This is a genomic window from Pseudomonas koreensis, assembly GCF_036668835.1.
GTDB lineage: Bacteria > Pseudomonadota > Gammaproteobacteria > Pseudomonadales > Pseudomonadaceae > Aquipseudomonas > Aquipseudomonas koreensis_I.
In genome coordinates this window covers 394,153-411,840 of the sequence record NZ_JAZEVW010000003.1, presented here as the reverse complement: position 1 = coordinate 411,840, position 17,688 = coordinate 394,153, and the positions used below count along the sequence as shown (strand labels likewise).

General features: G+C 61.6%; 15 protein-coding genes. 8 read left to right on the top strand and 7 right to left on the bottom strand.

Annotated features, from left to right (window positions below):
• Positions 1–31: 31 nt before the first annotated feature.
• Entirely contained in the window at positions 32–1,534 is a 1,503-nt protein-coding gene (ppx, locus tag V6F91_RS11075) for an exopolyphosphatase (protein WP_208939308.1), read from the top strand.
• Between the two features lie 247 nt (positions 1,535–1,781).
• Here the strand turns inward: ppx and ppk1 are convergent, their stop codons facing one another.
• Positions 1,782–4,007 (bottom strand): polyphosphate kinase 1, encoded by a 2,226-nt coding sequence (gene ppk1, locus V6F91_RS11070; protein WP_208939307.1) that lies wholly within the window; start codon positions 4,005–4,007, stop codon positions 1,782–1,784.
• 18 nt (positions 4,008–4,025) lie between these two features.
• Positions 4,026–5,039 carry a porphobilinogen synthase gene (gene hemB / locus V6F91_RS11065; protein WP_332764296.1) on the bottom strand — a complete coding sequence of 338 codons (1,014 nt, stop codon included), beginning with the start codon at positions 5,037–5,039 and terminating at the stop codon, positions 4,026–4,028.
• Positions 5,040–5,246: 207 nt separating this feature from the next.
• Between hemB and V6F91_RS11060 the strand changes: the two genes are divergently transcribed.
• Together V6F91_RS11060 and elbB are read left to right on the top strand one after the other, a co-directional pair.
• Positions 5,247–5,906: a DedA family protein gene (locus V6F91_RS11060; RefSeq protein ID WP_332764294.1), complete on the top strand. Its 660-nt coding sequence runs from the start codon at positions 5,247–5,249 to the stop codon at positions 5,904–5,906.
• Between the two features lie 227 nt (positions 5,907–6,133).
• Positions 6,134–6,802, top strand: coding sequence for an isoprenoid biosynthesis glyoxalase ElbB (gene elbB, locus V6F91_RS11055; RefSeq protein WP_332764292.1), 669 nt, complete (start codon positions 6,134–6,136; stop codon positions 6,800–6,802).
• 129 nt (positions 6,803–6,931) lie between these two features.
• Here the strand turns inward: elbB and V6F91_RS11050 are convergent, their stop codons facing one another.
• Positions 6,932–7,387: a YaiI/YqxD family protein gene (locus V6F91_RS11050; RefSeq protein ID WP_332764291.1), complete on the bottom strand. Its 456-nt coding sequence runs from the start codon at positions 7,385–7,387 to the stop codon at positions 6,932–6,934.
• Positions 7,388–7,480: 93 nt separating this feature from the next.
• Entirely contained in the window at positions 7,481–9,376 is a 1,896-nt protein-coding gene (locus V6F91_RS11045) for an FTR1 family protein (RefSeq protein WP_332764289.1), read from the bottom strand.
• A 166-nt stretch (positions 9,377–9,542) separates the two neighbouring features.
• On the opposite strand from V6F91_RS11045, the gene V6F91_RS11040 reads away from it, so the two are divergent.
• The 5 genes from V6F91_RS11040 to V6F91_RS11020 all read left to right on the top strand — a co-directional run bounded on the left by V6F91_RS11040 (position 9,543) and on the right by V6F91_RS11020 (position 14,308).
• Positions 9,543–10,946 carry a hypothetical protein gene (locus tag V6F91_RS11040; RefSeq protein ID WP_332764287.1) on the top strand — a complete coding sequence of 468 codons (1,404 nt, stop codon included), beginning with the start codon at positions 9,543–9,545 and terminating at the stop codon, positions 10,944–10,946.
• Between the two features lie 206 nt (positions 10,947–11,152).
• A complete protein-coding gene (locus V6F91_RS11035; RefSeq protein WP_332764285.1) occupies positions 11,153–12,547 on the top strand; it encodes a hypothetical protein in 1,395 nt (464 codons plus the stop codon).
• 15 nt (positions 12,548–12,562) lie between these two features.
• Positions 12,563–12,937, top strand: coding sequence for a YcfL family protein (locus tag V6F91_RS11030; RefSeq protein ID WP_093097162.1), 375 nt, complete (start codon positions 12,563–12,565; stop codon positions 12,935–12,937).
• A gap of 36 nt (positions 12,938–12,973) precedes the next feature.
• Positions 12,974–13,561: a penicillin-binding protein activator LpoB gene (gene lpoB / locus V6F91_RS11025; RefSeq protein ID WP_039757415.1), complete on the top strand. Its 588-nt coding sequence runs from the start codon at positions 12,974–12,976 to the stop codon at positions 13,559–13,561.
• A gap of 3 nt (positions 13,562–13,564) precedes the next feature.
• Positions 13,565–14,308, top strand: coding sequence for a penicillin-binding protein activator LpoB (locus V6F91_RS11020; protein ID WP_332764281.1), 744 nt, complete (start codon positions 13,565–13,567; stop codon positions 14,306–14,308).
• Between the two features lie 105 nt (positions 14,309–14,413).
• Here the strand turns inward: V6F91_RS11020 and V6F91_RS11015 are convergent, their stop codons facing one another.
• From V6F91_RS11015 to V6F91_RS11005, 3 genes are all read right to left on the bottom strand, one after another.
• On the bottom strand, positions 14,414–15,046 hold the full coding sequence (locus V6F91_RS11015; protein ID WP_332764279.1) for a LysE family transporter: 633 nt from the start codon (positions 15,044–15,046) through the stop codon (positions 14,414–14,416).
• Between the two features lie 134 nt (positions 15,047–15,180).
• Positions 15,181–15,762 carry a mechanosensitive ion channel family protein gene (locus V6F91_RS11010; protein ID WP_332764277.1) on the bottom strand — a complete coding sequence of 194 codons (582 nt, stop codon included), beginning with the start codon at positions 15,760–15,762 and terminating at the stop codon, positions 15,181–15,183.
• On the bottom strand, positions 15,762–17,672 hold the full coding sequence (locus V6F91_RS11005) for an ATP-binding cassette domain-containing protein (RefSeq protein ID WP_332764275.1): 1,911 nt from the start codon (positions 17,670–17,672) through the stop codon (positions 15,762–15,764). Before V6F91_RS11005 ends, V6F91_RS11010 begins: the two co-directional genes overlap by 1 nt.
• Positions 17,673–17,688: the final 16 nt, after the last annotated feature.

Below are 17,688 nucleotides of genomic sequence, written 5' to 3'. Positions count from 1 at the left end.
TGGCGGGGTTATCGACCGAGACTCCCTGATCATGCCGCAATCCCAAGCCAAGAATCTGTCCCTGATCGCCGCAATCGACCTGGGCTCCAACAGCTTTCACATGGTCGTGGCCAAGGCCCAGAATGGCGAGATCCGCATTCTCGAGCGTCTCGGCGAAAAGGTGCAACTGGCCGCCGGCATCGACGATGCGCGCCAGCTCAACGAAGAATCGATGCAGCGCGGTCTCGACTGCCTCAAGCGCTTTGCCCAACTGATCAACGGCATGCCGCTGGGCGCCGTGCGCATCGTCGGCACCAACGCCCTGCGTGAAGCGCGCAACCGGATCGAGTTCATCCACCGCGCCGAAGAAATCCTCGGCCATCCGGTGGAAGTCATCTCCGGTCGTGAAGAAGCGCGCCTGATCTACCTGGGCGTGTCACACACCCTCGCCGATACGCCGGGCAAACGTCTGGTTGCCGACATCGGCGGCGGCAGTACCGAGTTCATCATTGGTCAGCGCTTCGAGCCACTGCTGCGCGAAAGCCTGCAGATGGGCTGCGTCAGCTTCACCCAGCGCTATTTCAAGGACGGCAAGATCACCCCGGCCCGTTACGCTCAGGCGTACACCGCGGCGCGGCTGGAGATCATGAGCATCGAACACGCCCTGCACCGCCTGACCTGGGATGAAGCGATCGGCTCCTCGGGCACCATTCGCGCCATCGGCCTGGCGCTGAAGGCCGGCGGCCACGGCACCGGTGAAGTCAACGCCGAAGGCCTGGCCTGGCTCAAGCGCCGGCTGTTCAAGCTCGGTGATGTCGACAAGATCGATTTCGAAGGCATCAAACCCGACCGCCGCGCGATCTTCCCGGCCGGTCTGGCGATTCTCGAAGCAATCTTCGACGCCCTCGAACTGCAACGTATGGATCACTGCGAAGGCGCACTGCGCGAGGGCGTGCTCTATGACCTGCTCGGTCGCCATCACCACGAAGACGTGCGCGAACGCACCCTCACCTCGTTGATGGAGCGCTACCACGTTGACCTCGAACAAGCGGCGCGGGTCGAGCGCAAAGCCTTGCACGCGTTCGATCAGGTCGCGGCAGACTGGGAGCTGGACGACGGCATCTGGCGCGAACTGCTCGGCTGGGCGGCGAAAGTCCACGAAGTCGGCCTCGATATCGCGCACTATCACTACCACAAGCACGGCGCCTACCTGATCGAGCACTCGGACCTTGCCGGATTTTCCCGTGAAGACCAGCAAATGCTCGCGCTATTGGTACGTGGCCACCGACGCAATATTCCCAAAGACAAGTTCGCCGAATTCGGCGACGACGGCATCAAGCTGATTCGCCTGTGCGTGCTGCTGCGTTTTGCCATTCTGTTCCACCATATTCGCGGCACGCAGGCGATGCCGCAGGTGGTGCTGCATGCCAATGGCGATAGCCTTGAGGTGGAATTCCCGGAGAACTGGCTGGATGAAAATCAGCTGACCCAGGCGGATTTCGGGCTTGAGGCGGACTGGCTGACGCGGGTGGGGATTGTGCTGACGGTTCACTGATTAGCGGGCATGCGCAAAAAAGGCGATCCGTTGGGATCGCCTTTTTTATTGGGCTTGGCTTGAATGCCGGTGCGAGGCAGCCCCTCACCCCAGCCCTCTCCCGAGGGAGAGGGAGCCGATCTTCACCGGCTTCAAATTTCAGGTTCGACTTGAAATCTCAGGTCAGCGTATAACGCAAGACACCGCGGTCAGTCCCCTCTCCCTCTGGGAGAGGGCTAGGGTGAGGGGCTTTTGACTTGCCAAGGCCTCAACTGCTCACCGGCAAAATCGGACTCCCCAACCGCTCCAGCAACGTCGCCTGCGCACTGCGCGGGTTCTGATTGCCGGTCGGCGTATTGCGGATGTAGCGACCGTCCGATTGCAAGCTCCAGCTGTGGGTATTGTCGGTCAAATACAGCTCCAGCTCTTTCTTCACACGGGTCAGCAACTTTTTGCCTTCCACCGGGAAGCAAGTCTCGACGCGCTTGTCGAGGTTGCGCTCCATCCAGTCGGCGCTGGAGAGGAACATCTGCTCGTCGCCGCCGTTAAGGAAGTAAAACACCCGCGTGTGCTCAAGGAAGCGGCCGATGATCGAGCGCACATGGATGTTGTGCGAAACTCCGGCGATGCCCGGCCGCAGGCAGCACATGCCGCGCACCACCAGATCGATGCGCACGCCCGACTGGCTGGCCTTGTACAGCGCGCGGATAATCTTCGGATCGGTCAGCGAGTTGAACTTGGCGATGATGTGCGCCGGTTTGCCGTCGAGCGCAAATTGCGTCTCGCGGGTGATCATGTCGAGCATGCCTTTCTTCAGGGTGAACGGCGCATGCAGCAGCTTTTTCATGCGCAGGGTCTTACCCATGCCGATCAACTGGCTGAACAGTTTGCCGACGTCTTCGCACAAGGCGTCGTCGGAGGTCAGCAGGCTGTAGTCGGTGTAGAGCTTGGCGTTGCCGGCGTGGTAGTTACCGGTACCGAGGTGCGCGTAACGCACGATTTCGCCGGCCTCGCGACGCAGGATCAGCATCATCTTGGCGTGGGTCTTGAAGCCGACCACGCCATAGATCACCACCGCACCGGCCGCTTGCAGACGGCTGGCCAGTTGCAGGTTGGACTCCTCGTCAAACCGCGCGCGCAGTTCGATGACCGCGGTGACTTCCTTGCCGTTACGCGCGGCGTCGACCAGCGCATCGACAATTTCCGAGTTGGCGCCCGAGCGGTACAAGGTCTGGCGTACGGCGAGCACATGCGGGTCTTTCGCCGCCTGACGCAGCAGATCGACCACCGGGGTAAACGACTCGAACGGGTGCAGCAGAAGGATGTCCTGCTTGCTGACCACACTGAAAATGTTTTCGCTGTTCTGCAGCAGTTTCGGAATCTGCGGGGTGAACGGCGTGTATTGCAGTTCCGGGTGGCTGTCCAGACCGGTGATGCTGAACAACCGCGTCAGGTTGACCGGACCGTTGACCTGATACAGCTCGGTCTCGCTCAAGTTGAACTGCTTGAGCAGGTAGTCCGAGAGGTGTTTCGGGCAAGTGTCGGCAACTTCCAGACGCACCGCGTCGCCGTAGCGCCGCGAGAACAACTCGCCACGCAGCGCGCGGGCCAGGTCTTCGACGTCTTCGGAGTCGAGCGCCAGGTCGGCGTTTCGGGTCAGGCGGAACTGGTAGCAGCCTTTAACCTTCATGCCCTGGAACAGGTCATCGGCGTGGGCGTGGATCATCGACGACAGGAATACATAGTTGTCGCCGGCGCCGCCGACTTCTTCCGGGACCTTGATGATCCGTGGCAGCAGACGCGGCGCCGGGATGATCGCCAGACCAGAGTCGCGACCAAAGGCGTCGATACCTTCGAGCTCGACGATAAAGTTCAAGCTCTTGTTCACCAGCAACGGAAACGGGTGCGTCGGGTCGAGGCCGATCGGGGTGATGATCGGCGCGATCTCGTCGCGGAAATAGCGGCGTACCCAGGTCTTGAGCTTGGTCGTCCAGTTGCGCCGACGGATGAAGCGCACCTGATGCTTTTCCAGTTCCGGCAGCAGAATGTCGTTGAGGATCGCGTACTGACGATCAACGTGACCGTGGACCAGCTCGCTGATCCGCGCCAGCGCCTGATGCGGCTGCAAGCCATCAGCGCCGGCCTGTTCACGGGCGAAGGTGATCTGCTTTTTCAGCCCGGCGACGCGGATTTCGAAGAATTCATCAAGGTTGCTGGAGAAGATCAGCAGGAACTTCAAGCGCTCCAGCAACGGGTAGGACTCGTCCAGCGCCTGTTCCAGCACGCGGATGTTGAACTGCAATTGCGAGAGCTCGCGGTGGATGTACAGGCTGCTGTCATCCAGGCCGGGGATGGCAATTGCCGGCACCGCCGCTGCGGGTTCGGCGACCGGCGCGGGTGGCGCAGGCTCGAGTTCCGGCGGGGTCTCGGCGATTTGCTCGACCACTGGTTGAGCTTCTTTTACGGCAACTTCAGTGAGTCCTTCGGTATTCATCGCATGTTCCTGGGAGGGCTATTTCTGCTCTCGTAACAATTGAGCGGCACGAACGGCAAAGTAAGTCAGGATGCCATCTGCACCGGCACGTTTAAAGGCGGTCAGTGATTCGACAATCACCGCTTCGCTCAACCAGCCATTCTGAATTGCGGCCATGTGCATGGCGTACTCGCCACTGACCTGATAGACGAAGGTCGGCACCTTGAAGGCATCTTTTACCCGGAAAAGAATGTCCAGATACGGCATGCCGGGTTTGACCATGACCATGTCCGCGCCTTCGGCCAAGTCCGCACCGACTTCGTGCAGCGCTTCGTCGCTGTTGGCCGGGTCCATCTGGTAGGACGCCTTGTTGGCTTTGCCAAGGTTGCTGGCCGACCCGACCGCATCGCGGAACGGGCCGTAATAGGCGCTGGCGTACTTGGCCGAGTAGGCCATGATCCGCACGTTGACGTGACCCGCCATTTCCAGCGCTTCACGAATGGCCTGGATGCGACCGTCCATCATGTCCGACGGCGCTACGACTTGCGCGCCCGCTTCGGCATGGGACAGCGCCTGGCGGACCAGTGCATCGACGGTGATGTCGTTCTGCACGTAACCGTCTTCGTCGAGGATGCCGTCCTGGCCGTGCGTGGTGAACGGGTCCAGCGCCACGTCGGTGATGACGCCCAGTTCCGGGAAACGCTGACGCAGCGCGCGGGTAGCGCGCTGGGCAATGCCTTCAGGGTTCCACGCTTGGGCAGCGTCGAGGGATTTCAGTTCCGGTGGGGTGACCGGGAACAGCGCCAATGCCGGAATCCCCAGTTCAACCCACTTGGCCGCTTCTTCAAGCAGCAAGTCGATCGTCAGCCGCTCCACGCCCGGCATCGACGCCACGGCTTCGCGGCGGTTTTCACCGTCGAGCACGAACACCGGCAGGATCAGGTCATCGACCGTCAGCACATTTTCCCGCACCAGCCGACGCGAAAAATCATCACGGCGGTTGCGACGCAGACGGGTGGCTGGGAACAGGCGATTGGCGGGGGTAAAGCTCACGGCGGACTCCTGAGCCCGGGCAAACGGGCGAGCGTGACAGTTATAGACGGCCATTATGACCAACAGATGACAGTTATGTGTGCCCCGTGTCACGTAGCCGCATTCCATTGTCAGCGTAGGAAATGTTCACGTCGAGACACATTTGGACACTTTCATGAATGTGTCCGAAGGGTTAGGCTGCGCGTTCATTTCGCCAGCACCCAGACAATGCTCCAACAATTTCTGCACGACTTTGGCTACTTTGCCTTGTTTCTCGGCACGTTCTTCGAAGGCGAAACCATTCTGGTGCTCGCAGGCTTCCTCGCGTTCCGCGGATACATGGACATCAACCTGGTGGTGGTCGTGGCCTTCTGCGGCAGTTATGCCGGCGATCAACTGTGGTACTTCCTCGGCCGCAAGCACGGGCGCAAACTGCTCGCGCGCAAACCACGCTGGCAGCTGATGGGCGACCGCGCGCTGGAGCATATCCGCAAGCATCCGGACATCTGGGTCCTGAGTTTCCGTTTTGTTTATGGTCTGCGCACGGTGATGCCGGTGGCGATCGGCCTGTCGGGTTATCCGCCGGGACGTTACCTGTTGCTCAACGGCATTGGCGCGGCGATCTGGGCCACGGCACTGGCAGCGGCCGCGTATCACTTCGGTGCGGTGCTCGAAGGCATGCTCGGCAGCATCAAGAAGTACGAGCTGTGGGTGCTCGGCGCCTTGCTGATCCTCGGCCTCGGGCTGTGGCTGCGCCGGCGCTTCAAGAACGCTCGCTTGGCCAAACAGATTTATCAGGACGAGCAACTGACCAAAGCAGCCGAGGCCGAACAGTTGCGCAACACCGAAGCGTCCAGCCCAGCCGAACCCAAGACCCCGACCGAATAAAGCGCCGCACGCTCTCATGCCTGCGGCCGCGCCCTCTGCGCCGAGTCTTCATGCACCACGGTTCCCTCTCCCCCGGCACGCTTGCGCTGCCAGCAAAAAATGAACACCCCGCCGCCGTTGCGATCCATGAAGAGAGGGTTCTGTGCCCGATACCGCCGCCCGTTCCGCCTATGGCAACGCGCGACGATTTAGTGGACATTGAGCGCCATGAATCTGGAGAGAAACCCATGAGCAAAAAAGTTGCAGTGATCCTGTCCGGCAGTGGCGTCTACGACGGCGCCGAGATCCAGGAAAGCGTCATCACCCTGCTGCGGCTCGACCAGCGCGGCGCGCAGGTGCAGTGCTTCGCGCCGAACATCGCGCAATTACATGTGATCAATCACCTGACCGGCGAGGAGATGCCCGAGTCGCGCAATGTGCTGGTGGAATCGGCGCGCATTGCCCGGGGCAACGTCAAGGACATCCGCGACGCCGACGTCGAGGAGTTCGACGCGCTGATCGTGCCCGGTGGTTTCGGTGCAGCGAAAAACCTTTCGAACTTTGCCAGCGAAGGCGCCGGTTGCAGCGTGCAACCTGAAGTGCTGGCCCTGGCCGAGGCGTTTGCCGAAGCGGGCAAGCCAGTCGGGCTGATCTGCATTTCCCCGGTGCTGGCAGCGAAGATCTACGGCCCGGGCGTGACCTGCACCATCGGCAACGATGCCGACACCGCCGCCGCCATGAGCAAAATGGGCGCGACTCACGAAGAGTGCGCGGTGACCGAGATCGTCGAAGACAAGGCGCGCAAGCTCGTCACTACCCCGGCCTACATGCTGGCGCAGACCATCAGTGAAGCGGCGTCCGGCATCAACAAACTGGTCGACCGCGTGCTCGAGTTGACCCACGAGAACGACGCCTGACTCCCCGGCAGCATACAAAACCCAATGTGGGAGCGAGCTTGCTCGCGAAAGCGTTGTGTCATTCAACTCAAGGGTGTCTGATACATCGCTTTCGCGAGCAGGCTCGCTCCCACAAGATTTGCGCAAGACTCAGGGCTTGCGGGTCAGCCGGGTGAGGATCCGGTCCAGGGCATTGGCAAACGCCTGCTTCTCCCGCTCGCCGAACGGCGCCGGGCCGCCGCTGACCTGGCCTTGTTCGCGCAGGTCGGTGAACAGGTTGCGCACCGCCAGGCGCTCACCCATGTTCTGCGCATCGAACTCCTTGCCGCGCGGATCCAGCGCTGCCACGCCTTTCTTCACCAAGCGGTCGGCCAGCGGAATATCACTGCAAATCACCAGCTCACCGGGCACCGCGTGCTCGACCAGATAGTCGTCGGCCGCATCCGGCCCGCTCGGCACCACGATCAGTTTGACGATCGCCAGCCCCGGCTTGGTTTGCGGCTGGCCGGCCACCAGCACCACTTCGAACTGGCGCTTGAGGGCGAATTTCACCACCAGATCCTTCGCCGCCCGCGGGCAGGCGTCGGCATCGATCCAGACACGCATTTTCTTTCTCCAAAGACAAAGGCTCGCCCCACAGGATACACACCGACCCTGTGGGAGCGAGCCTGCTCGCGAATATGAGCGCAGCGAATGCCTCTAAACCGTTATCCGGCGCTTCTCCGCCACCCAACTACGCCCATACAGCACAACAATCGCCACGATCGCCACCGCCTGCGCCGCCAACGAATAGGCATCGGCGTGAATCCCCAGCCAGTCGAAGTCGAAAAACGCCACAGGCCGTGTGCCGAAGATCCCAGCCTCTTGCAGCGCTTTCACACCATGCCCGGCAAACACCACCGATAACGCGCACAGCAGCGCCGCGTTGATGCTGAAGAACAACGTCAGCGGCAGTTTCGCCGAACCGCGCAGGATCACCCACGCCAGCCCGACCAGCAGCACCAGCGCCGTCGCCCCGCCCGCCAGCACTGCGTTGTGCCCGGCAGGTCCGGCCTGCAGCCACAGGGTTTCGTAGAACAGGATCACTTCGAACAGCTCGCGATACACCGAGAAGAACGCGAGGATCGCAAAACCGAAACGCCCGCCGCCGCCGACCAGACTGCTCTTGATGTAATCCTGCCAGGCGGCCGCATGCCGGCGATCGTGCATCCACACGCCGAGCCACAACACCATGACGCTGGCGAACAGAGCCGTTGCGCCCTCAAGCAATTCACGCTGCGAACCGCTGACGTCGATTACGTACGCCGCCAGCGCCCAGGTGCCCAGGCCGGCCAGCAATGCCAGCCCCCAGCCAACGTTGACACTGCGCACCGCCGATTGCTGGCCGGTATTGCGCAAGAACGCGAGGATCGCCGCCAGCACCAGAATCGCTTCCAGGCCTTCGCGCAGCAGAATCAGCAGCCCGGAGATGTAGCTCAGCGACCAGCTCAGCCCATCGCTGCCCAACAGACCGGCCGACTCCTTGAGTTTGGCCTTGGCCGCGTCCAGACGTTGCTCGGCCTGCTCGACCGGCAGGCCGTCCTGCAAGGATTGCCGATACGCCATCAGCGTTTTTTCGGTGTCCTTGCGCACGTTGGCGTCGACGTTATCCAGCGAACTTTCGACCAACTCGAAGCCTTCCAGATACGCCGCCACCGATAGGTCGTACGCCTGATCGTGCTCACCGGCGCGGTAGGCCGCCAGACTCTTGTCCAGCGTCGCCGCGGTGTAGTCGAGCAACTGCGCCGGGCCACGCTTGACCTGCGGCGGCTGCGCTCGTTGCGCACGGAACGTCGCCGCAGCTTGCGGGCCTTCGGCGGCCTGTACTTCGGCCGGAGTCTGGCGGGCCAGATCGGCGATGTTGTAGGTCTTGTCGGCTTTTGCAGCCGTGGCATCGGCACTGAAACCAGCGATGTAGGTCGCCAGATCCCAGCGCTGCCGATCATCGAGCTGATCGGCAAACGCCGGCATGTCAGTGCCTTCGACGCCTTGGCCGAGGGTGTTATAGATTGCGTACAGGCTCAGGTGATCGATCCGCGCCGCGTCGCGCAGATTCGCTGGCGCCGGCGACATGCCGAGCGCCGCCGGGCCGTCACCGGCACCGCTGTCGCCGTGGCACACCGAGCAGTTCTGCGCATACAGCGGTGCGCCGCGAGTCGGGTCGGGGGTGATGATTGGCGCCTGGCTGACTTCATACGCCACCGCCAGTTGCGCGCCCAATTGCCGCGCCTGCCGCGCCACATCGGCACCGTCCTGCCTGGTGCTGATCGCAGTGTGCAAGGCGCTGACGCCCTGCTCCAGGGCGGCTTTTTCCGGTTTGGCTGGCATGCCGGCAATCAACCCTTGCAGCGCCTGGGTGAATTCCAGTTGCTCGCGGTACTCGGCGTCATCGACGACCTTCCCAGCCTCGACCGTTGGCGGATAATCCGCGCTGATGTAATCGAGCAGGTGCAACGCCTGCGGCGCGCCTTCCACGGTATCGGCCAGCAGCGGCAGGCTGCTCAGGGCCAACAACGGGAACAGCAGCCAGGCCAGCAATCGGGACGAGGCAGTCATGAACGAGTCTCAAATGGAAATGCGAAGTTACATATTGTTCACTTCGAACTCATTTCCCTCAAGCTTTCTCGGTATCGGCAGGGAATCTTTGCAACCTCCAAGCACTGTGCCACCATCGGCACCCGCCACGGGCAGCTGCCCGCAATCCTCAAGGAAGACCTGCTCCATGCGCCATTGCCTGCTGTTTTCGCTGCTGCTGACCGCCATTGTGCAACTGGTCGGCTGCGGGGCTTATCGCAACTACGATCTGGAGCTGGAGCAGACCACCGAGCAATTGAAGCAGGGTAACGTTGACGGCTCCCTCGCCTTGATCGAGGCGCACAACCCGGACGAGCAAAAAGACCTGCTCTATTACTTCGAGAAGGGCGCGGTGCTGAGTGCGGGCGGCGCACTGCCGCAGAGTCAGGCCGCCTGGCGCAGTGCCGAGCAAATGGTCATTGAGCGCCAGGACACCATCGAAACCACAGGCGACAAGCTGTTGGCAGCGATGGGCAAGGAATGGGGCAGCATCATCAATGACAAACTGCGTCGCTATGACGGTTATGACTATGAAAAAGTCATGCTGACCACGCAGATGGCTCTGAATCAATTGGCGGTGAATGACTTCGACGGTGCCCGCGCCGACATCAAGAAAACCCACGAACGCGAAGCATTGATCGCCCGACAGCGCGAGCTGGAATACGAACGCGTCGAAGAAGCAGCGAAAAAACAGGGCGTTCGCGTGCATTACAAGGATCTGCAGGGTTATCCGGTGGTAATGCTCGACGCACCGGCGGTGATCGCCCTGAAGAACGGCTATCAGAGCGCCTTCAGTCATTATCTCGCCGGCTTCACCTACGAAGCGCTGGGAGAAAAGGACCTCGCTGCACCCGGCTACCGCCAGGCCATCGAGCTGCGCCCGGATCTGCCGTTTTTCCAACAGGCGCTGCGCGACCTCGACAGCCCCGGCCTCAAGGCTGGCGAGAGCGATGTGCTGTTCATCGTGCAAAGCGGCCTCGCGCCAGCGCGCAGTTCGCTGCGTGTGCCTTATCCAGTCAAACTGGAAGATGGTCAGGTCATCGTCGCCAACATCTCGTTTCCGGTGATGGTGCCCGACACTTCAACGCCGTCGCTGGCCGAGATCAGCATCGATGGCCGGCAGAAGAAGCTGACCATGGTCAACAGCATTACTGACATGTCCTTGCGCACCTTGCGCGACGACATGCCCGGCATCATCCAGCGCACCACCTACCGAGCCTTCCTCGCGGCTGACGTGCAGGGCCGGGATAACCGACGCGACCCGAGCAAAGCGTCATACGTGACGCATTGGGATGGTTTCGAACACGCCGACACGCGCACCTGGCGGACACTGCCCAATCTGACCCAGGTCGTGCGCGTGCGCCTGAAACAAGGTGAGCACTCGATCGCCTTGCCTGGTGCCGTCGGCAGCGCGCCGCTGAAAATCCGTATCGATCAGCATCGTCAGGTCATCACCGTGCGCGCCCTCGGCGCCAGGCTTTTTGCCAATGGCAGCGCCTTCCAGCCCTCCAGTGCAGCAGCGCAAAGCGCGGTGGCGGAATCGGTGCGGTAGTGGCATCGAAGCATCGAGCGCCATCAAAAAGGCATTACATAGCCATCACGCCACGCTTATAATGCCGCGCCCTCGCCCCCGCGAGCCGGCATCAAAGCTCCTCTTGCAAGAGGAATTGGCAGGAGGCCAGCGCCACTGTCGATCGGTCACATCAGCCCGACCAGCACCCGCGGCTGCAGTTATCGCTACTCAGGGAAGAAGTACCCATGGCATTCCGCGCTCCCACTCTGCTCGCGCTCAGCGCCGTCACGCTGCTCTCGGGCTGTTCGGCCTTTCGCAATTACGACTCCGAACTGGCCCAGACCAACCAGCAACTGGCCTCCGGCAACGTTGACGCGGCACTGACCCTGCTGGAAAAGAACAACAGCGGCCCGGACAAAGACCTGCTTTATTACTTCGAAAAAGGTGAACTACTGCGCGCCAAGGGCGACCTGTCCGGCAGTCAGAATGCCTGGACCAGCGCCGACCAGGTGGTCGGTCAGTGGGAAGATGCAGTCAAGCTCGACAGCGCAAAGTACCTTGCCCAGTTCGGCAGTTTCCTGGTCAACGACAAAGTCCGTCGCTACGAAGGCTACGACTACGAGAAAGTCATGCTGACCACGCAAATGGCTCTCAACCTGCTGGCGGTCAACGACTTCGACGGCGCCCGCACCGCGATCAAGCGCACTCACGAGCGTGAAGCAGTGATCGCTGATTTGCGCGACAAGGAATACCTCAAGAGCGAAGAACAGGCCGAGAAAGAAGGCATCAAGACCCAGTACAAGGATTTGCAGGGTTATCCGGTCGCCAGCCTCGACGCCCCGGAAGTGGTGGGCCTGAAAAACAGCTACCAGAGTGCGTTCAGCCATTACCTCGCCGGCTTCGTTTACGAAGCGCTGGGCGAGAAGGACCTGGCTGCACCGGGCTATCGCAAAGCCGCCGAGTTGCGCCCCAACACTCCGCTGCTGGAGCAGGCGCTGGTCAATCTCGACAAGCCGGGCAAATCCGACGACAGCGACATCCTGATTGTGGTGCAAAGCGGTCTGGCCCCGGCCCGCGATTCGATCCGCGTGCCGCTGCCGTTGCCGATTTCCAATAACGTGGTGATCACCCCGCTGTCGTTCCCGATCATCAAACCGGACACCTCCACCGCGCCGTTCGCGCAGATTGGCGTCGATGGCAAGCAGGTCGATCTGACCGCGCTCAACAGCACCACGGCCATGTCGCGCCGTGCGCTGCGTGACGATATGCCAGGGATCATCGTGCGCACCACCGTGCGGGCAATCACCAAAGGCGTGGCACAAAAACAGATCAACGAAACCAACCCGCTGGCCGGCTTGGCCGTGGGTATTTCTTCAGCGGTGCTCGAAGGTGCCGATACCCGTACATGGCGCACGCTGCCAGACAACACTCAGGTGGTGCGTCTGCGCTTGAAGAAGGGCGAACATCAGGTCACCCTGCCGAGCGCCGTGGGTGGCTCGGTGATCAAGGTCAGCGTCGACCAGCGTTACCAAGTGATCAGCCTGCGCGCCGTGGGCAATCAAGTGTTCGCCGGTGGCCTCGCGGCCCGCGTTGTTCCGAATGCCGCTGCGACCAGCGTCGCCAGCCTCAAACAACCTTAAGAACGGAGTCTTTGCATGCGCTTCAAACTCATCGCCGTTGCCGCCCTCGCCTTGCTGGCGAGCGGCTGCGCCACCCCGCCGCCACCAGAGCCGGGCAGCGCCGCGAGCAAAGTCGTGGCCATGGGCCCGCAGAAACACATCGTTGTCGGCGCCATGCGCGTCGCCCGCGAAAATGGCTTCATGACCGTCAACGTGCAGTTGAGCAACACCCTCAACAGCAACAAGATTTTCTACTACCGCTTCGCCTGGCTTGGCGCAGAAGGTTTCCCGGTGGCCGAGGAAGAAGTCTGGAAAAGCCAGATGATGTACGGCGCCCAGACCAGTTTCATCCAGGCCATCGCGCCGACGCCGAAAGCGCTGGATTTCCGTCTGGAAATCAAAACGCCTTAAGCCTGTCACCCTATTCCTGATTCAGAGATCACTCCCATGTTTGCACGCTTTTCCTGCATCGCTGTCATCGCCCTGCTGGCCTCCGGTTGCGCCAACACCTCGCCGACGCTGGGCAGCAAGAACATCAGCTACGGCGACACCAAAGCGGTGGAAACCGTCACCAACGAATTCGGTTCGACCGACCTGCAAATGATCGCCGAGTCGATGACCCGCTCGCTGGCTCAGTCCGGCATCCTGCAGGGCCGTCCGGTGGTTCAGGTCTACGATGTGAAGAACAAGACCAGCGAGTACATCGATACCCGCGAAATCACCACCAGCATCAAGACTCAGTTGATGAAGACCGGCGTTGCGCGTTTCGCCAGCGACAACAATGCGATGCAGAGCCAGGTTGACCAGCTCAAGCTGCAGAACCAGAGCGGCCTGTACAAAAAGAGCACCGTGGCCAAGACGGGCAACATGATCGCCGCCAAGTACCGCATCGAAGGTTCGATCAGCTCGATCGTCAAGCGCAGCAGCGATTACAAGGACGTCTTCTACAAATTCAGCCTGCAACTGATCGACGTCGAAAGCGGTCTGGCCGAGTGGATGGACGAAAAAGAGATCCGCAAAACCACGGAGCGTTAAGCAATGCGCGCATGGATTGGCATGATGGCCCTGGCTTGCGCGTTCAGCGTGCAAGCGGCCCCGAAAGTCGCGGTGACGGATCTGGCGTACCAGGAACGCGTGGAGCAATACATCCACATCGTTTCGGCGCAGAGCAATCACCGCGAGGGTTACTACAGCTCCAGCGGCTCTTCGAGCTACAACGAGATCGAAGCGACCACCAGCTACATCGAGCAGGGCGAGCTGCGTAAATTCACCGGCGACATCAAAGGTGAGATCCTGCGTACCGGCATGTTCCAGCTGGTGCAGGGCACGCCATACACCGCCTCGTCCAGGGGCGATGTGTACGACGTGATCAAGCGCATCAAGGCCGGCAATTTCAAGGGCGCCGACTACGTGCTGTTCGGCACCGTGTCGGATATCGACTTCACCCAGGACATCAACGAGCTGGCGCACACCGACAGCTATTCGGCGGTGCTGGGCCTGACGCTGGTGGCGGATTTCAGCCTGATCAACACCAAGACCTTCGAGATCACCTCGGCCTTCACGGCGATGGGCGAAGCGCAGGACACCAAACTGGTCAATCATCGCGACATCAAGATTTCGCTGAACCGTCCACGGGTGGTCCGCGAAGTCTCGAAAGCGCTGGGCGAAGACGTGGCCGGACAGCTGAGCATGCAGCTCGGTGGCGACGGTCATGAGCAGCCGCGCGAGGCACCGCAGCGCAACAATCTGCCGCGCGACACCGCGCCGGTGATTCTGCGCTGACTGATCATTCCCACGCTCAGCGTGGGAATGCAGCCCGGGACGCTCTGCGTTCCAGGCGCAAAAAAAGGCGACCCGCTCGGGTCGCCTTTTTTGTGCCTGCGCGGTTTACACCGCCGCTTTGCGCAATGTTGCCATAAACGCTGCGGCACCGATGAACAGCCCGGCAAACGTGCGGTTCATGCGGCGCTGCTGCTTCGGCGTGCGCAGCAAACGCAGCACTTTCGAAGCCAGCCCGGTGTAGCCCGCCATGACGATCAGATCGACGAAGATCATCGTCACCCCGATCACCAGATACTGAATCAACAACGGCGCATGTGGGTTAATGAACTGCGGCAGCACCGCGAGCATGAACACCAGCGCCTTGGGATTGCTGATGTTCACCAGAAACCCGCGGAACACCAGCGCCAGCGGCTTGCCGATCGGCCGCACCGCGGCGTCATCGCTCATGTCCATCGGCAGCGCGCGCCATTGCTTGATCGCCAGGTAAACCAGATAGGCCACACCGAACCATTTGATCGCATGGAACGCGGTGGCGGAAGCCGTGAGGATCGCGCCGACCCCGGCGCCGACAATCGCAATCTGCACCGCCAGACCGAGCTGCAAGCCGAGGGCGTTCCAGTAACCGCGCCAGAAACCATATTGCAGACCGCTGGACATCGACGCGATGGCGCCGGCACCCGGGGACAGACTGATCACCCAGCAGGCTGCGAAAAACGCCAGCCATGTTTGAAGCTCCATCGCACACCTCGACTCGTGCTCGTGACAAAGGCATAAGCTAATGCGGCGATGGCTGGATGACTATCGTTTTTTGCTGAGGATTGCGATGCTACTGAGGGCCTGCTCGCGAAGGCGCCAGATCAGGCGCCCGAAATCTACTTTTCGAACCCGCTGGACGGAAACACATCCGTGCCGCGCCAGCGCCGCACCGAACGCTGGAAGAACAGGCTGTTGGGCACCTGGACCATGGCGCTGCCGGTGCCGAGTTCTTCGGCCTCGATCAACGTGGTGTAGAGCAGATTGATCGCTACCACCCGGCCTTTGACGCCCGGTTTGTCAGTGGTGTCGACCAGCTCGACGACATCGCCCAAGCGGAACGGCCCGACGGTGAAGATCAGAATTGCGCAGAGCAGGTTGGACAACACGCTCCACATGGCAAAGAACGCCACCGCCGCCACCGCGACGAACCCGGAGAGTGCGGTCCACAGCACCGTCGCTGAAACCCCGAGGCGTTCCAGCACGAAGATCACCGCGCTGCCCATGATCAGCCAGCGCAACACACCGCGCAGCGGCATCAGCAGTTGCGGCGGGAACGGGTAACGCTCACCCAGACGGGTCAGCCCCCGGGCGACCACGCGCTGGGCCAGGTAACCGGCGAGCAGGATCAGCAGAATCTGCACGCCGAGCCAGATCGGCTCGATCCACATTGCCGGCAGCGGCAGCTTGAACGCTTCCATCAGGACAGCGCCTCCAGCTCCGCCTGCATGCTTTCCAGAGTCTCCAGCGCTTGCATCCAGGCTTCTTCAAGCTCGGCTTCGCGAACCTTCAATTTGGCCTGCTCGGCGAGCAGATCGCGCAGTTCGTTCTTGCGCGCCGGCTCGTAGATGTCGCTGTCGCCGAGGCTCGCGTCGACCTTGGCGAGCTTTTCATGCAGCTTGCCCAGTTCGGCTTCGAGCTTGTCGGCTTCGCGTTTGTGCGGGGCCAGTTGCTGACGCAGCGCCGCGGCCGCTTGGCGCTGAGCCTTCTTGTCGGTCTTGTCCGGATTGACCGGCGTGTTGTTCACCGGCGCGTTGCGTTGACGGTACTCGACCAGCCAGCGCGCGTAGTCATCGAGATCGCCATCGAACTCTTCAACCTTGCCGTCAGCGACCAGGTAAAAGTTGTCGGTGGTGCTCTTGAGCAAATGCCGATCGTGAGACACCACCAGTACCGCGCCGCTGAATTCCTGCAGGGCCATGGTCAGCGCCAGACGCATTTCCAGATCGAGGTGGTTGGTCGGTTCGTCGAGCAGCAGCAGGTTCGGCCGTTCCCAGGCGATCAGCGCCAGCGCCAGACGGGCTTTTTCGCCACCGGAAAAATTCAGCACCGGCTCATCGATACGCGCACCGCGGAAGTCGAAACCACCGAGGAAATCACGCAAGGTCTGTTCGCGCTCGGTCGGTGCCAGACGCTGCAAGTGCAGCAACGGGCTGGCCTTGGCATCCAGCGAATCGAGCTGATGCTGAGCAAAGTAGCCGACCACGGTGTTTTCACCGCGAGTGAGGCGCCCGGCCAGCGGTTCGAGCTCGCCGGCAAGATTCTTGATCAGCGTCGATTTACCCGCACCGTTCGGACCCAGCAGACCAATCCGTGCGCCTGGGGTCAGTTGCAGCTTGACCTTCTCCAGGATGGTTTTGTCGCCATAACCCAGGCGCGCATCGGACAGGTCGATCAACGGGCTGGAGATCTTTGTCGACTCGCGGAAAACGAAATCGAACGGCGAATCGACATGCGCCGCCGACAACTCTTCCATCCGTTCCAGCGCCTTGATTCGGCTTTGCGCCTGACGAGCCTTGGTCGCCTGTGCCTTGAAGCGGGCGATGTAGCTTTCCATGTGCGCACGCTGCGCCTGCTGCTTCTCGTAGGCCTGTTGCTGCTGGGCCAGCCGCTCGGCACGGGCGCGCTCGAACGCGGTGTAGCCGCCACGATAGAGGGTCAGCTTGCGCTGGTCGACATGGGCCACGTGATCGACCACTTCATCGAGGAAATCGCGGTCGTGGGAAATCAGCAGCAACGTGCCCGGATAGCTTTTCAGCCATTCCTCGAGCCAGATGATCGCGTCGAGGTCCAGGTGGTTGGTCGGTTCGTCGAGCAGCAGCAGGTCCGATGGGCACATCAGGGCCTGCGCCAGGTTCAGACGCATCCGCCAGCCACCGGAGAAATCGCCGACCTGACGATCCATCTGCTCGTTGCTGAAACCGAGACCGGCGAGCAGTTTGCGCGCCCGCGCATCGGCGGTGTAGCCGTCGGCGCTATCGAGTTCGGCGTGCAGACGGGCCAGCGCGGTGCCGTCGTGGGCCTCCTCGGCGGCGGCGAGCTCGCGCTGCACTTCGCGCAGGCGCAGGTCGCCGTCGAGCACGTAGTCGACCGCCAGGCGCTCAAGGGTATCAACCTCTTGGCGCATGTGCGCGATGCGCCAGTCGGCCGGCAACAGGCAATCGCCCGAATCCGGGTGCAACTCGCCACGCAGCAAGGCAAACAGGCTGGATTTGCCGGCGCCGTTGGCACCGATGAGGCCAGCTTTGTGGCCGGCGTGCAGGGTCAGCTCGGCGTCTTCTAGCAGACGTTGCGGGCCACGCTGTAAAGTCAGGTTCTGAAGTCGGATCATAATGGCGGCGGAGTCT

Excerpts from the sequence above, each read along its gene's own strand:
- ppx (WP_208939308.1), top strand. The coding sequence starts at position 32 with ATGCCGCAATCCCAAGCCAAGAATCTGTCCCTGATCGCCGCAATCGAC.
- ppk1 (WP_208939307.1), bottom strand. The coding sequence starts at position 4,007 with ATGAATACCGAAGGACTCACTGAAGTTGCCGTAAAAGAAGCTCAACCA.
- V6F91_RS11060 (WP_332764294.1), top strand. The coding sequence starts at position 5,247 with ATGCTCCAACAATTTCTGCACGACTTTGGCTACTTTGCCTTGTTTCTC.
- elbB (WP_332764292.1), top strand. The coding sequence starts at position 6,134 with ATGAGCAAAAAAGTTGCAGTGATCCTGTCCGGCAGTGGCGTCTACGAC.
- V6F91_RS11050 (WP_332764291.1), bottom strand. The coding sequence starts at position 7,387 with ATGCGTGTCTGGATCGATGCCGACGCCTGCCCGCGGGCGGCGAAGGAT.
- V6F91_RS11045 (WP_332764289.1), bottom strand. The coding sequence starts at position 9,376 with ATGACTGCCTCGTCCCGATTGCTGGCCTGGCTGCTGTTCCCGTTGTTG.
- V6F91_RS11040 (WP_332764287.1), top strand. The coding sequence starts at position 9,543 with ATGCGCCATTGCCTGCTGTTTTCGCTGCTGCTGACCGCCATTGTGCAA.
- V6F91_RS11035 (WP_332764285.1), top strand. The coding sequence starts at position 11,153 with ATGGCATTCCGCGCTCCCACTCTGCTCGCGCTCAGCGCCGTCACGCTG.
- V6F91_RS11030 (WP_093097162.1), top strand. The coding sequence starts at position 12,563 with ATGCGCTTCAAACTCATCGCCGTTGCCGCCCTCGCCTTGCTGGCGAGC.
- lpoB (WP_039757415.1), top strand. The coding sequence starts at position 12,974 with ATGTTTGCACGCTTTTCCTGCATCGCTGTCATCGCCCTGCTGGCCTCC.
- V6F91_RS11020 (WP_332764281.1), top strand. The coding sequence starts at position 13,565 with ATGCGCGCATGGATTGGCATGATGGCCCTGGCTTGCGCGTTCAGCGTG.
- V6F91_RS11015 (WP_332764279.1), bottom strand. The coding sequence starts at position 15,046 with ATGGAGCTTCAAACATGGCTGGCGTTTTTCGCAGCCTGCTGGGTGATC.
- V6F91_RS11010 (WP_332764277.1), bottom strand. The coding sequence starts at position 15,762 with ATGGAAGCGTTCAAGCTGCCGCTGCCGGCAATGTGGATCGAGCCGATC.
- V6F91_RS11005 (WP_332764275.1), bottom strand. The coding sequence starts at position 17,672 with ATGATCCGACTTCAGAACCTGACTTTACAGCGTGGCCCGCAACGTCTG.